Origin of the sequence: Thalassobium sp. R2A62, assembly GCF_000161835.1 — a bacterium.
Taxonomy (GTDB): domain Bacteria; phylum Pseudomonadota; class Alphaproteobacteria; order Rhodobacterales; family Rhodobacteraceae; genus Thalassobium.
Genome location: NZ_GG697169.2, coordinates 2,545,815 through 2,559,150, shown reverse-complemented (window position 1 = coordinate 2,559,150; position 13,336 = coordinate 2,545,815). Strand labels below are relative to the sequence as shown.

The following is a 13,336-nucleotide window of genomic DNA, read 5'->3' as shown; positions in this document are numbered from 1 at the left end:
CGTCCTTGGATGATCTAGGGACCAAGTGCCGCACCCTTGCCAAAACGGATACCCAAATGACACGCACACTACTTCCTGGCGTTATTGCCATGGCCGCTCTCGTGGTCGCTTCGAACATCCTTGTTCAATTTCTTCTTCTTGATGGTCTTCTGACTTGGGGGGCGTTTACGTATCCCTTTGCCTTTTTGGTGACCGACATCATGAACCGCCTCTATGGCGCCACTGCCGCGCGCAAAGTGGTTCTGGTCGGCTTTGTCACCGGAGTTATTTGCTCGCTTATCGGTAGCCAGATCATGCTGGAATACGGGCCTGCTGTGCCGCTGCGCATTGCAATCGCATCCGGGACCGCGTTCCTGATTGCGCAGTTGGTTGATGTCGCAATCTTTGCCCGCCTACGTGACAGCAAGTGGTGGAAAGCGCCGCTGGCGTCGACATTCATTGGCTCGACCATCGACACCGCGATCTTCTTTTCCCTCGCGTTTTCGCTGTCGATCAGCTTTGGCGCCGCAGCCGACGACCAAATTGGTTGGGCATCTGAAAGCGTTCCATTCTTGCTGTCTGGCCCAATGGCCCCACTTTGGGTGTCGCTCGGCGTTGCAGATTGGGCGATCAAACTGACGATCGCGTTGATTGCGCTGGTACCGTTCCGCCTGATTATTGGGCAACGCGCCGCTCAGCCCAATTAATCGCATCCTTAGTAGAAAAAGTTTTGACATACACCAAATCTATGCCAACCTTCCTGTATCGACGTAACATTCAGAAAGGAGGTGACCATGTCAGGATTGATTTTGGAGCAGGGGAATGGAACAGCTTGGGAGGCGCGTGGCTAGGCAACCCTAACCACGCCTAATTCCAGGTGGACGATGGTCTAACCAACCCCACCTCCGTCATTCTGGAAGGGCCATGCTTCGTCGGCATGGCCCTTTTTCTATGTCCGTTTCCACGACACCCGCCTATATTGGGCCTATGCGGATCAACGACGATATCACGATTGAAGATTGGGAACTCACCGAGAGTTTTACCCGTGCCTCTGGGCCGGGCGGTCAAAACGTGAACAAGGTATCGACCGCAGTTGAGCTACGGTTCGAGGCCGAGCGATCGCCCAACATTTCATTGCCGATCAAAACACGGCTGCGGCGGCTTGCTGGCCGACGGTGGACCGCAGACGGCGCCATTGTGCTATTTGTTCAAGACACGCGATCTCAAGCCCGCAACCGCGAATTGGCCCGTGAACGTCTGGCCGAGTTGATTACCAAAGCCAGTGTCGCACCCAAACGACGCATCAAAACCAAACCGACATATGGATCGGTCAAACGGCGCCTGAAGGCCAAGAAAGAACGAGGCGAAGTCAAAGCGCTGCGCGGTAAGGTTGATGAGTAGGCGCTAAACCTCAACCTCGCTCTCGACCTGATGGCCAACATCAAACACACGTTTGTAGCGCTCGATTTCGGCCTCTGGACCCATCGCTTTGCGTGGGTTGTCAGACAGTTTCACCGTTGGCTTGCCGTTGGCTTCGACTGCTTTGCAAACCAGCGAAAAGGGTGCGAGTGCATCATTGGCGACGAGCCCTTTGAAGTCATTGGTCAGCATCGTGCCCCAACCAAATGAGACGCGGCAACGATCAGCAAATTGTTTTTGCAGCTCGATGATTTTGTCCTCGTTCAAACCATCCGAGAAAATGACTAGCTTTTTCTTGGGGTCTTCACCGTGCGATTTCCACCAATTGATTGCCATCTCGGCGCCAGTTGCGGGATCGCCGCTGTCGACACGGATACCGGTCCAGCTGGTCAACCAGTCGGGGGCACCATCTAGGAATCCTTGGGTGCCATAAGTGTCAGGCAGAATGATCCGCAGGTTGCCATCATGATCGGCGTGCCAATCGGACAGGACGTCATAAGGCGCCTGTCGTAAATCATCGTCAGATTCGGCCAAGGCGGAATAGACCATGGGCAATTCGTGGGCGTTCGTTCCGATCGCTTCTAGATCGCGGTTTTTGGCAATGAGACAGTTGGACGTGCCAACAAATCGATCGCCTAGACCCTCGTTCATGGCTTGGACACACCAGTCTTGCCATAGAAAGGAATGGCGACGGCGGGTACCAAAGTCAGCAATGCGAAGTCCATCGTGCTGCTGTAGTTTCTCGACCTTTTGCCACAGCTTGGTCATCGCAAGAGCGTAGAGGACCTGAAGTTCGAACCGGCCCATCGCACCCAAAACAGCGCGGCCTCGAAGTTCCATTAAGATCGCGAGCGCAGGAATTTCCCACAGCATAACCTCGGGCCAAGATCCCTCGAACGTCAGTTCGTATTGGCCGTCGCGTTTTTCGAGATGGTAGGGCGGCAGTCGAAGGTTTTCGAACCAGTCCATAAAGTCGGGCGTGAACATCTGTCTCTTGCCGTAAAAGGTGTTGCCTCGCATCCATGTGCTTTCGCCACGGGTTAGAGACAATGATCGCACGTGATCTAGCTGTTCACGCAATTCACCTTCGTCCACCAGATCGGCAAGACGGACGTGTTTAGATCGGTTGATCAGAGAGAACTGAACTTGGGTATCGGGCTTGTTGCGAAACACTGACTGACACATCAGCAATTTATAAAAATCGGTATCGATGAGCGACCGCACGATGGGGTCGATCTTCCATTTGTGGTTCCAAAATCGAGTTGCGATATCAACCATTATACTAGTCTTACTTTAACGTCTCGCATCGTTGTGATGGCCGCATCCAGCGTGCCGCCAAAATCAATTGCACGACAGGCGTTCATCACAACCTCAACATCATAGCCCAGGTTTGCGGCATCAAGCGCCGAAAATTGCACACAGTAATCGGTGGCGAGCCCAGCCATGGTGAGATGTGTGATGCCGCGTGTTTGGAGATATCCATGCAGGCCAGTCGGCGTCTTATGATCGTTTTCAAAGAACGCAGAGTAGCTGTCGATCGCGGGATTATATCCCTTGCGGATGATCAAATCAGCAGGATCAGTCCGGAGGTCTGGATGGAACTGCGCGCCACTGCTGCCTTGGATACAATGATCAGGCCACAGCATTTGGGGGCCATAGGGCATCTGGGTTTCAGAAAACGGATCGGCGCCCTGCGTAGAAGCAAAGGATGAGTGACCTGCTGGGTGCCAGTCTTGGGTCAGGATGCAGACTGCAAAGTCATCCATCATCGCATTGATTGCGGGCACAATTTCGTCGCCACCCGCGACAGCAAGCGCACCACCGGGACAAAAATCGGTTTGGACGTCGATCACGATCAACGCATTTGTGTTGGGTTTCATGCGATACACTCCACTTTAGTTGTCTCTAGGGCTACGGAACTGCGCGGTGGGGGTCAATGCTGGCCTTGCAGGATAGGGCTATCTCAGAGTAGATGCTGCGCCATGTACACAATCGCCGCACTCTACCATTTCACCCGTTTTGACGACCTGCCTGATTTGCAGGGCCGTATCAAAGAGGTGTGTTTGACCAACAACATCATGGGCACGCTTTTGATTGCGCCCGAAGGGATTAACGGCACGATTGCCGGTGCCGAGGGTACGCTGGATGCGACATTGGCGTACCTACAGACGTTGCCGGGCTGTGACGGTCTCGAATGGAAAAAGAGCCACGCAAGCGAAGCACCGTTCGGCCGGATGAAGGTCCGGGTGAAGCGCGAGATCGTGACGATGGGGCAACCTGACGTCGATCCAACCGCGAGCGTTGGAAACTATGTGGCGCCAGCGGAATGGAACGAATTGATCGCGTCCCCCGATGTGGCCGTTATTGATACGCGCAATGACTATGAGGTGGCTATCGGGACGTTTGATGGCGCGATTGATCCTGAGACCAAGAGCTTTGGCGAGTTTCCCGCGTGGTGGGAAGCGAACAAAGATCGGTTTCACAACAAGAAGATCGCGATGTTCTGTACTGGCGGTATCCGGTGCGAGAAATCGACGAACTATCTGTTGGGCCAAGGCGTCGAGGACGTCTTTCACTTGAAGGGCGGTATTTTAAAATATCTCGAAACTGTTCCAGAAGAAGACAGTACTTGGGACGGCGAGTGTTTTGTCTTCGACAACCGCGTGTCTGTCGGCCACGGGCTAAAGGAAGGGTCACACAGGCTGTGTCATGCATGTCGGCGACCGATCTTGCCCGAGAATGCTCGGCGCCCTGAATACGAGGCGGGCGTGTCCTGCCACCGCTGTATCAACGAGACATCCGACAAAGACAAAGCGCGGTTCAGAGATCGGCAAAAACAGATCATGTTGTCGCGCGCACGTGGCGAGACGCATATCGGACAAGTGCCAACCAAAGGCACCAAGCCGTAGGGTGCAACTGGCGACAGCGCCGCCGGTCCGCAAAATCAGAAGTCTAGGTTCTCGACGCTCAGCGCGTTTTGCTGGATGAATTCACGACGCGGTTCGACAACATCGCCCATCAGCTTGGTGAACAGATCATCTGCTTCGGCCATGTCTTCGACTTTGACCTGCAACAACGTGCGAGCATCTGGATCCAACGTTGTTTCCCACAACTGATCAGGGTTCATCTCGCCCAGACCTTTGTAGCGTTGCAGGCTCAGACCTTTTTCGCCCTCTTGTAGGATGGCATTCAACAGATCCAGAGGACCCATGATCATCTGGCTACGGTCCTTGCGGTGCAGCGTCGCGGGTTGACCGTACACTTCTTGCAGGCTTTCGGTGAATGTACCTGTGCGGCGCGCTTCACCCGACCGTAGCATCGGGCCGTCAAGCGTGCGGACCTCTTCGACACCGCGCAGGAGACGCGCGAGACGGATACCGTGATCTTGCGTAATACGCCCAGCCCAGCCACGCTCGTATTCCAGCGCGATCAGGTTCAAACGCTCGGCGACGTGATCTGCAACACCTTGCAAATCACGGTCCACGGCACCCTGTTCGAACGCACCGGCAATCGCGGCCTGCTCGATGATGTGGCGTGGGTAATGAGTTGGGAACGCTTCGAGCACACGGCGCAGCTGGCGCGCCTCGTTCACCACGCGCAACAGGTCAGCACCGGTCATCCTGGCACCAGAGGCGAGTTTGAGAACCGCACCGTCGATGCCTTGGTCAATGAGGTAGTCGTCGAGGGCGGCTTGATCCTTGAGGTAGACCTCGGATCGGCCACGGGCGACTTTGTACAGCGGAGGCTGGGCGATGTAGAGATAACCGCCTTCAATCAGCTCGGGCATTTGACGGAAGAAGAAGGTGAGCAGCAACGTCCGAATGTGAGCGCCGTCGACGTCCGCATCGGTCATAATGACAATCTTGTGGTACCGCAGCTTCTCGATTTTGAACTCGTCACGCCCAATTCCGGTGCCCAGCGCCATAACGAGGTTCCCGATTTCTTGGCTGCCGAGCATCCGGTCAAAGCGAGCACGTTCGACGTTCAGGATCTTACCTCGAAGCGGAAGCACGGCCTGTGTCCGACGATCACGGCCCGTTTGAGCCGAACCACCAGCCGAGTCACCCTCAACGAGGAAGACTTCAGTTTTGGACGGATCTTTTTCGGAGCAGTCTTTGAGCTTGCCCGCGAGAAAGTTCACATCAAGCGCTGTCTTGCGGCGGGTTAGTTCGCGCGCTTTGCGCGCTGCTTCTCTTGCGACCGCAGCCTCGATGATTTTCGAGACGATCAACCTAGCCTCGTTGGGGTTCTCTTCAAACCACTCGGACAGCTTTTCGTTCATCAAGCTTTCCACCGCAGGGCGCACCTCGGACGAAACCAGTTTATCCTTGGTCTGCGAGCTGAACTTGGGGTCCGGCACTTTGACAGAAAGAACGCAGGTCAGACCCTCGCGGGCATCGTCACCAGTAAAGCTGACCTTTTCCTTTTTCGCGATCCCGCTGGACTGGGCGTAGTTGTTGATCGTCCGCGTCAGCGCCCCACGGAAACCGGCCATGTGCGTGCCACCATCCCGTTGAGGAATGTTGTTTGTGAAAGGCAATACATTCTCGTGGTAGCTGTCATTCCACCACATCGCGACCTCGATACCGATGTCGTCTTTTTCGCCAACGATAAAGATCGGATCTTCGATCATCGCCGTTTTGGACCGGTCGAGGTATTTGACGAATTCTTTGACGCCGCCGTCGTAAAAGAGCGTCGTCTCGAGCGCCTCGGCGGGGCGTTCATCGCGCAGGATGATTTTTACGCCAGAGTTCAGGAACGCGAGTTCGCGCAGGCGACGCTCGAGTATCTCAAAGCTGTACTCAAGGTTCGAAAACGTATCTGTCGACGCGAGAAAGCGGACCTCGGTGCCCTTGCGCCCTTTGGCTTCACCCTCGACGCGCAAATGCTCGACCGTTTCGCCGTGGGAAAACTTGGCATAGTGTTCTTTGTCGTCGCGCCAGACCCGCAGTTCAAGCCAGACAGACAGCGCGTTCACAACAGAGACACCAACGCCGTGAAGACCGCCCGATACCTTGTACGAGTTGCTGTCAAACTTACCGCCTGCGTGCAGCTGGGTCATGATGACCTCGGCTGCTGAAACGCCCTCTTCTTCGTGCATGCCAACAGGAATACCGCGACCATTGTCGCTGACTGAAACACTGTGATCGGCATGAATTGTCACGGCCACATGGTCGGCGTGACCTGCCAAAGCCTCGTCAATTCCGTTATCAACGACCTCATACACCATATGGTGCAGGCCAGACCCGTCGTCAGTGTCACCGATATACATTCCAGGACGTTTGCGAACAGCCTCTAAGCCTTTGAGAACTTTGATAGAATCGGCGCCATATTCTTCGTTCGACTGCTCGTTGTCCGACATGAGGTTCGTCCCTTTGTATTTTGCCAAAATATACAAAATCTAGGGGGCAATGTCACGCAATTGGGCGAAGTTTTTCGCAGTTCTGATGGTCAGCTCAGGGCGATGACACCACCAACCGCGATCAGCATCCAGCCTGCCGTTATATTTATCCGCCGCAAGGCCTGTGGCGACTTGAGAATACCGCGGACACGGTCCACCGATACCGCAAGAACCAAGTTGCCGAGTAGCGGCACCAGAAAACTAAGAAAACATATTGCGGCGATGTCGTAGCGATTGACTTGGGTCAAATCAAAGAAGCCCGGAAGCACCCCCATGTAGAACAAAATCGCCTTTGGGTTGCCCAGAATGACGACAAGCCCCGCGATAAAACCGGCCCACATGCCGGGCCGTGTGAGGCGGCTGTCCGAGCCCAGTTGTTTGTCAGCATTGCGGATCAACATGACACCCATCACGACAAACATGAGAACCGCAACCCATTGTAAGACCTGCATGAACCCCGAGAATTCGGACACAAGCCAAGCCACCCCTAGGATCGCGAGCAACGGCCAAAGAACATCCCCCACGACCACGCCCAATGCCAACGGCCATGCCGAGCGAAATCCGCCAGACAGGGCACGTGCCAACAGCGCCACCCAAACGGGCCCCGGTGTCAGGAACAGAATAAAGAGTGCGCCCGCATAAAGCAGCAGGTCAGAGGCCGAGACTGTCACGCGATTTTGCCGTCTTCATCGAGCGGCCAAAACGGATTAAAGGCAAATTCCCAAATGTGCCCATCCGGATCCGCGACATAAGAAGAATAACCGCCCCAATCCATTGCATTTGGCTGTGCAACCGCGGTGGCCCCCGCAGCGAGAGCTGCAGCAAAGGCTGCATCGACTTCGGCGGCAGAATTATAGTTTTGCGCAATCGTGGTCGCCCCGAGACCAAGTTCGGTGACTGGACGCTTTTGCTCGACGGCGAGCACCTCTAGCGGAAAGAGACCGAATTTCATGCCGCCCATATCGTAAAATATAACATTCTCTAGCGCCTCTTCGGGGGTCCATCCAAGAGCCTCGTAATAGGCGCGCGACGCGGCAATGTTGGACACACCAAGCGTGATCAAAGACATTCGATTGGCTTTCATGGAAATGTCCTTTGCTGCGTTGAAATAGGTTAGTTGTCGCAGAGTACGCTGTATTTACAAGGTCGGTGTTGAGACCAAAGCAGCGCAATCCTCGGACACATCCAGATATTGCGCGCGGTCGCCAAGGGTGTCGAACAATTCAGGACCCGTTCCGGTCATCCACGCCTGAGCACCCAACGCAGTGATTTCATCATAGAGCGCGGCACGACGGTCCGCGTCTAGGTGGGCTGCCACCTCGTCCAGCAACAGGAGCGGCGGTGCACCAAAGGATTGAGCCAACGCACGACCATTGGCGAGAATGAGCGAGATCAACAGCGCCTTTTGCTCGCCAGTCGAGCAGTCCTTGGCTGGAATGTCTTTGGCCGCATAGGTCGCGCCCAAATCGGTCCGGTGTGGGCCAATCAATGTGCGCCCTGCATAGAGATCACGCTGGCGGTTTTCGGATAGCGCCGTGCGGTGATCATCAACTGACGCCGGCAATCCTTCATCGCCTTCTAACAATTGCAGAACCGCGGTCGGAAAGGCCGTCCGTGCGCTAGCCTGAGCCGCCATCAATTCGCTGATGGCAAAGGCGCGGTTTTGCGTGATGCGGAGGCCCGCCTCGGCCATCTGCGCCTCGATCGCGACATACCAATGGCCGTCGCGCACTTGGTCCTTGAGCAGGCGGTTCCGTTCTCGCATCGCTTTATCATAGGTCAGCACCGCCTCGGCATGGGTCGGCTCAAAGCTGAGCGTTGCACGGTCCAAAAAACGACGGCGGCCTTCGGCCCCTTCAATCCACAGACGGTCCATTGCTGGGATCAGCCACAACAAACGCCCAATACGGCCCAGCGCGACCTGCGTGCTCGCTTTGCTATCGACCTTGACCTGACGGGCGCTGCCACCCTCGCTCCAGGTTTCAATCTCGTGGAGCTGATTGAGGCTGTGCAGGACTGCGCGCACCTTCCAACCCACGGCCTCTGGGCGGCGGGTTATGTCCTCTGCGCTGGATCGGCGCAAACCCCGACCTGGTGAAAGCAGCGAGATCGCTTCGATCAAATTGGTTTTACCAACCCCGTTCGCACCATAGATCGCAACGGGTCGCGCGTCGATTTCGAGCGCGACCCGCTTATGGGATCGGAAATGAGAAATTGTGAGCTCAGACAGCCGCAGTGTGGTCATCCGGCGAATACGCCCGTCTTAGACGCGCATCGGCATGACGACGTAGACGGCAGATGTGTCATTGCCTTCGCGCATCAAGGTTGGGTCGCCAGACGAATTGAACATAAAGACCGCGTTCTCACGATCAACCTGCGACGCGATTTCGAGCAGGTACTTGGCGTTAAAGCCGATCTCGAGGCGTTCGTCATTGTAGGCGACTGCGATCTCTTCTTCGGCAGCACCGCTATCGGGTGCGTTGACCGATAGGATCAGGCGGTCTTCGTCGAGTTGCAATTTGACAGCGCGGGACCGCTCGGACGAGACGGTCGCAACGCGGTCGACAGCCTTGGCAAAATCGGCGGCATCGACTTCAAGCTTGCGCGTGTTGCCCTGCGGAATCACGCGTGTGTAGTCTGGGAACGTGCCGTCGATGACTTTGGACGTCAGTGTGATTTCTGGCGTGGCAAAGCGGACCTTGGTTTCAGACACAGATACCGCTATCTGAACGTCATCATCGTCCAAAAGTTTGCGCAATTCGCCAACAGTTTTACGCGGAACAATGACGCCAGCCATGTCCGAAGCCCCATCCGGCAGATCAGCGTCGATACGCGCAAGGCGGTGACCGTCTGTTGCCACGCAACGCAGAACCTTGCCGCCGTCACTGTCAGCGACGTGCATGTAGACACCGTTTAGGTAATAGCGGGTTTCTTCGGTCGAGATCGCAAATTTGGATTTGTCAAAGAGGCGACGCAGCACTGGTGCTGGCGCCGAGAAATTCGCGGCGTATTCGGACGATGCCATCACGGGAAAGTCTTCTTTGGGCAATGTCGCCAATGAAAAGTTCGAACGACCCGCTTCGATCGTCAGACGACCTGTCGCGCTGTCATCAGTCAATGTGACCAAGGCACCATCAGGAAGCTTGCGTACAATTTCGTTCAGGGTGACAGCAGCAACCGTTGTCGCGCCGGCCCGTTCGACCATTGCGGGCGCCTTGTCGACGACCTCAATGTCCAAGTCAGTGGCGCGGAACGTCGCAGAGTCGCCCTCTGCCTCAATCAGCACGTTTGCAAGGATTGGAATGGTATTACGCCGCTCGACGACGGATTGAGCCTGAGCCACTGCTTTGAGCAGGATGCTACGTTCGATGCTGATCTTCATGTCTTGACCCTATCTGTCACGCGCGCGCCCTAAAATAGCGCTGTCGCCAGACCCTGAAACTAACGGTTTCACGGGTTGGCTCAAGCCCTATTTGCAAGTTCGATTCCGACTGTTGCGGTTGTTTAAGCTTCGAGTGCGCGACGCAGCATTTCTAGATCATCAGAAATCTGGCTATCGATGGTCTTTAGCTCTTCAACACGCTTGACCCCATGCATGACCGTTGTGTGATCGCGACCGCCAAACCGGCGTCCAATCTCGGGCAAGCTACGGCTGGTCATCTGTTTGCAGAGCCACATCGCGATCTGGCGCGGGCGGGCATAGGCGCGAACACGTTTTGGGCCGATCATATCGGACAAGCGGATGTTGTAGTGCTCAGATACTTTGCGCTGAATTTCCTCGACGGTAATTTTGCGATCCGAAGCACGCAAGATGTCGGACAGACAATCCTGAGCCAGCTCGAGCGTGATTTCTTTGCCAACGAGCGATGCGAATGCGTAAAGGCGGGTCAAAGCGCCTTCGAGCACGCGCACGTTGGTTGAAATACGGTGGGCAAGAAATTCAAGCACGCCGTCTGCAATTACGAGACCTGCGTATTGTTCGCGGTAAGCGCGGACTTTGGATTGCAGGATACCGAGACGCAATTCGTAATCAGTAGGATGCAAATCAACAACGAGACCGGATTGCAGGCGCGATTTGATCCGCTCTTCGAGATCTTTGATCTCACCAGGCGCGCGGTCGGCGGAAATAATGATCTGCTTGTTCTGGTCGACCAGCGCATTGAAGGTGTGGAAAAACTCTTCTTGGGTCGAACCCTTGCCAGCGATGAACTGAACGTCGTCGACCATCAGGATATCGACCGAACGGAACATGTGTTTGAAATCCATCATGCTGTTTTCGCGCAATGCCGTGACAAAGCGGTACATGAATTGTTCGGCTGAGAGATAAAGAACATTCAGATCGCTGCGGCGTGCGGTCAGCTCGTGTGCGATCGCGTGCATGAGGTGGGTCTTGCCCAATCCAACGCCGCCATAGAGAAACAACGGGTTAAACGTAACCGGCCCACCTTCAGCAACACGCTTGGCTGCTGCAAAGGCAAGCTCGTTTGGCTTGCCGACAACAAAGCGGTCGAATGTGAAACGTGCATCAAGCGGCGCACCGGGGACAGCGGCAGTATTCGCAGGCGGTTGTCCGGTAGTCGTAGGTTTGGACGTTGGGCAGGCCGACTTTTGAGCTACAGCAAACTTCGCGCGGCTGACGTCGGCACCAGAGCGGTTCATCAGATAGACTATCTGCTCGGAATAGTTTTGTGCGACGTAATTGCCCATAAAATTGGTCGGCACATGAAATGTCGCAACACCATCTGTCACATCAGAAAAAGAGAGGGGTTCAATCCAATTTGAAAAAGTATTTGCGCCCAGTTGGTCCCGAAGTGTTTCCAGTACCGTGCCCCACGTCTCATCCGTCATAAGTTCCTGCCTAAACCAATCAGTTGTCCCTACAGAGGCCCATCGCCTCTGGCGTCCCAAGCGAGACATCTCCCGAAAAGATCGGGCGCAAGTGTGGCACGAGAATGAAAACCATAGGTCATCGTACATCTCGAGACGCACCTAAGTCCTAGGAATAGACATGGCCTACTAGTCAGTGATTGGTCCCCCGATCACCGTTGCAGACGCAAAGCATAAGCCAGAGCTATAAGCCCATTTTTGGCGTTACCTCACCAGAGTTGCATCATAAATGACCAGCACACTACGGTACCTTTACCATGGTCAAACCTGACGCTCACCCACCATGCCCCCCAAGGACGATGTGAATCGCAATTCCAAGCTAGCAAGGGGATGGCGCTCGCTTCAAGCGAACATCGTACTTGACTTGGACTTTGCCGAAAAAGAATCTCTCGGCTCATTTCAGATCAAGGACTTGGGCAAAAAACTTAAACCCAAAATACGAAAGAGCGCACCGGCTAGGCGCGCTCTTTCAAATCAATTGCGGCAAAAATGCCGACTTAACCGATCGCTTTGACCCGCGAAGACAGGCGCGACATTTTGCGAGCGACTGTATTCTTGTGGTAAACACCTTTGGTCACACCGCGCATCAGCTCAGGCTGAGCGGCACGAAGTGCCGACGTTGCTGCGTCTTTGTCGCCAGAAGCAATCGCTTCTTCGACCTTACGCAGGTAGGTGCGGATGCGCGAACGGCGCGCTTTGTTAACTTGGAAACGGGCTTCGTTCTGACGAGCGCGTTTTTTAGCTTGGGGCGTATTAGCCATGTGTTCGATTTCCCATCGTTCGGGTTCGTGAATTCTGAACCGCGTCTCTAGGCCCGACTCGTCCGTCTGTCAACAGGGACAAACCCTTATTTGCCGCGGAATTGCGCCTGACGTTTCTCAACAAAGGCATTCATGCCTTCGGCTTGGTCCTCAGTGGCGAAAAGCGCTTGGAAAATTCGGCGTTCAAAGTTGATTCCCTCGGCCAGCGTCGTCTCGTAGCTGCGGTTCACCGATTCTTTGACTGCCATTGTCGCAAGAGCGGATTTCTCGACGATCTTGTGGGCCGTCGCCAAAGCTTCTTCTTTCAGCTTCTTTGCGGGCACGACACGTGAGACCAGACCAGAGCGTTCGGCCTCTTCCGCGTCCATAAAGCGGCCAGTCAAATGCATATCCATGGATTTGGACTTGCCGACAAAACGGGTCAGGCGCTGGGTGCCACCGATACCGGCGACAACACCTAGATTGATTTCTGGTTGACCAAACTTGGCTGTATCGGCCGCGATTATGAAATCACACATCATGGCCAATTCGCATCCACCACCTAACGCATAACCAGCTACAGCCGCGATGATTGGCTTGCGGACAGCCATGAAATCACGGGTTTGCGCAGCAAAGAAATCCTCGGCGTACATATCGACAAAACCTTTGTTGGCCATTTCGGCCACATCGGCACCTGCCGCAAACGCCTTATCCGAGCCAGTGATCACGATGCAGCGCACTTTGTCGTTCTGGTTCGCTTCCGTCACTGCAGTCGCGAGTTCTGTCATCAGCTGAGAGTTGAGTGCATTCAGCGCATCTGGCCGGTTCAACGTGATCAATGCCACGTGGTCGGCGGTTTCTACGATAATGGTCTCAAAGGCCATGCTGGCTCCGTATTTTTACAAAACGA

The 13,336-nt window shown here is 55.0% G+C and carries 13 protein-coding genes; 3 read left to right on the top strand and 10 right to left on the bottom strand.

Annotated elements, in window-relative coordinates:
• Window positions 1-56 precede the first annotated feature (56 nt).
• Complete coding sequence (locus TR2A62_RS12745; protein WP_040820728.1) at window positions 57-686, top strand: queuosine precursor transporter; 630 nt, start codon at window positions 57-59, stop codon at window positions 684-686.
• Window positions 687-966: 280 nt separating this feature from the next.
• The gene (arfB, locus tag TR2A62_RS12740; RefSeq protein WP_009158052.1) at window positions 967-1,380 is read left to right on the top strand and encodes an alternative ribosome rescue aminoacyl-tRNA hydrolase ArfB; all 414 of its coding nucleotides are present in this window, start codon (window positions 967-969) and stop codon (window positions 1,378-1,380) included.
• 3 nt (window positions 1,381-1,383) lie between these two features.
• Here the strand turns inward: arfB and pncB are convergent, their stop codons facing one another.
• The gene (gene pncB / locus TR2A62_RS12735) at window positions 1,384-2,676 is read right to left on the bottom strand and encodes a nicotinate phosphoribosyltransferase (RefSeq protein WP_009159093.1); all 1,293 of its coding nucleotides are present in this window, start codon (window positions 2,674-2,676) and stop codon (window positions 1,384-1,386) included.
• Window positions 2,676-3,278, bottom strand: coding sequence for a bifunctional nicotinamidase/pyrazinamidase (gene pncA, locus TR2A62_RS12730; protein WP_009159651.1), 603 nt, complete (start codon window positions 3,276-3,278; stop codon window positions 2,676-2,678). The genes pncB and pncA overlap by 1 nt, the downstream gene beginning before the upstream one ends.
• A gap of 102 nt (window positions 3,279-3,380) precedes the next feature.
• Here pncA and TR2A62_RS12725 point away from each other — a divergent pair, with 102 nt between their 5' ends.
• Window positions 3,381-4,307 carry a rhodanese-related sulfurtransferase gene (locus tag TR2A62_RS12725; RefSeq protein WP_009160734.1) on the top strand — a complete coding sequence of 309 codons (927 nt, stop codon included), beginning with the start codon at window positions 3,381-3,383 and terminating at the stop codon, window positions 4,305-4,307.
• A gap of 35 nt (window positions 4,308-4,342) precedes the next feature.
• Here the strand turns inward: TR2A62_RS12725 and gyrB are convergent, their stop codons facing one another.
• From gyrB to TR2A62_RS12685, 8 genes are all read right to left on the bottom strand, one after another.
• Window positions 4,343-6,760 (bottom strand): DNA topoisomerase (ATP-hydrolyzing) subunit B, encoded by a 2,418-nt coding sequence (gene gyrB, locus TR2A62_RS12720; RefSeq protein WP_009157535.1) that lies wholly within the window; start codon window positions 6,758-6,760, stop codon window positions 4,343-4,345.
• 89 nt (window positions 6,761-6,849) lie between these two features.
• Complete coding sequence (locus tag TR2A62_RS12715; protein WP_009158577.1) at window positions 6,850-7,470, bottom strand: LysE family translocator; 621 nt, start codon at window positions 7,468-7,470, stop codon at window positions 6,850-6,852.
• On the bottom strand, window positions 7,467-7,883 hold the full coding sequence (locus TR2A62_RS12710) for a VOC family protein (RefSeq protein WP_009160385.1): 417 nt from the start codon (window positions 7,881-7,883) through the stop codon (window positions 7,467-7,469). The genes TR2A62_RS12715 and TR2A62_RS12710 overlap by 4 nt, the downstream gene beginning before the upstream one ends.
• Window positions 7,884-7,937: 54 nt before the next feature.
• On the bottom strand, window positions 7,938-9,044 hold the full coding sequence (gene recF, locus TR2A62_RS12705) for a DNA replication/repair protein RecF (RefSeq protein ID WP_009158748.1): 1,107 nt from the start codon (window positions 9,042-9,044) through the stop codon (window positions 7,938-7,940).
• Between the two features lie 18 nt (window positions 9,045-9,062).
• The gene (gene dnaN, locus TR2A62_RS12700; protein WP_009157884.1) at window positions 9,063-10,181 is read right to left on the bottom strand and encodes a DNA polymerase III subunit beta; all 1,119 of its coding nucleotides are present in this window, start codon (window positions 10,179-10,181) and stop codon (window positions 9,063-9,065) included.
• Between the two features lie 122 nt (window positions 10,182-10,303).
• On the bottom strand, window positions 10,304-11,647 hold the full coding sequence (gene dnaA / locus TR2A62_RS12695; protein ID WP_009160329.1) for a chromosomal replication initiator protein DnaA: 1,344 nt from the start codon (window positions 11,645-11,647) through the stop codon (window positions 10,304-10,306).
• Between the two features lie 536 nt (window positions 11,648-12,183).
• On the bottom strand, window positions 12,184-12,447 hold the full coding sequence (gene rpsT / locus TR2A62_RS12690; protein ID WP_009159201.1) for a 30S ribosomal protein S20: 264 nt from the start codon (window positions 12,445-12,447) through the stop codon (window positions 12,184-12,186).
• A gap of 86 nt (window positions 12,448-12,533) precedes the next feature.
• Window positions 12,534-13,310, bottom strand: coding sequence for an enoyl-CoA hydratase (locus tag TR2A62_RS12685; protein ID WP_009160795.1), 777 nt, complete (start codon window positions 13,308-13,310; stop codon window positions 12,534-12,536).
• Between the last annotated feature and the right edge of the window lie 26 nt (window positions 13,311-13,336).

What these genes read in the sequence shown, in the direction of transcription:
- TR2A62_RS12745 (WP_040820728.1), top strand. Translation starts at nt 57, where the DNA reads ATGACACGCACACTACTTCCTGGCGTTATTGCCATGGCCGCTCTCGTG.
- arfB (WP_009158052.1), top strand. Translation starts at nt 967, where the DNA reads ATGCGGATCAACGACGATATCACGATTGAAGATTGGGAACTCACCGAG.
- pncB (WP_009159093.1), bottom strand. Translation starts at nt 2,676, where the DNA reads ATGGTTGATATCGCAACTCGATTTTGGAACCACAAATGGAAGATCGAC.
- pncA (WP_009159651.1), bottom strand. Translation starts at nt 3,278, where the DNA reads ATGAAACCCAACACAAATGCGTTGATCGTGATCGACGTCCAAACCGAT.
- TR2A62_RS12725 (WP_009160734.1), top strand. Translation starts at nt 3,381, where the DNA reads ATGTACACAATCGCCGCACTCTACCATTTCACCCGTTTTGACGACCTG.
- gyrB (WP_009157535.1), bottom strand. Translation starts at nt 6,760, where the DNA reads ATGTCGGACAACGAGCAGTCGAACGAAGAATATGGCGCCGATTCTATC.
- TR2A62_RS12710 (WP_009160385.1), bottom strand. Translation starts at nt 7,883, where the DNA reads ATGAAAGCCAATCGAATGTCTTTGATCACGCTTGGTGTGTCCAACATT.
- recF (WP_009158748.1), bottom strand. Translation starts at nt 9,044, where the DNA reads ATGACCACACTGCGGCTGTCTGAGCTCACAATTTCTCATTTCCGATCC.
- dnaN (WP_009157884.1), bottom strand. Translation starts at nt 10,181, where the DNA reads ATGAAGATCAGCATCGAACGTAGCATCCTGCTCAAAGCAGTGGCTCAG.
- dnaA (WP_009160329.1), bottom strand. Translation starts at nt 11,647, where the DNA reads ATGACGGATGAGACGTGGGGCACGGTACTGGAAACACTTCGGGACCAA.
- rpsT (WP_009159201.1), bottom strand. Translation starts at nt 12,447, where the DNA reads ATGGCTAATACGCCCCAAGCTAAAAAACGCGCTCGTCAGAACGAAGCC.
- TR2A62_RS12685 (WP_009160795.1), bottom strand. Translation starts at nt 13,310, where the DNA reads ATGGCCTTTGAGACCATTATCGTAGAAACCGCCGACCACGTGGCATTG.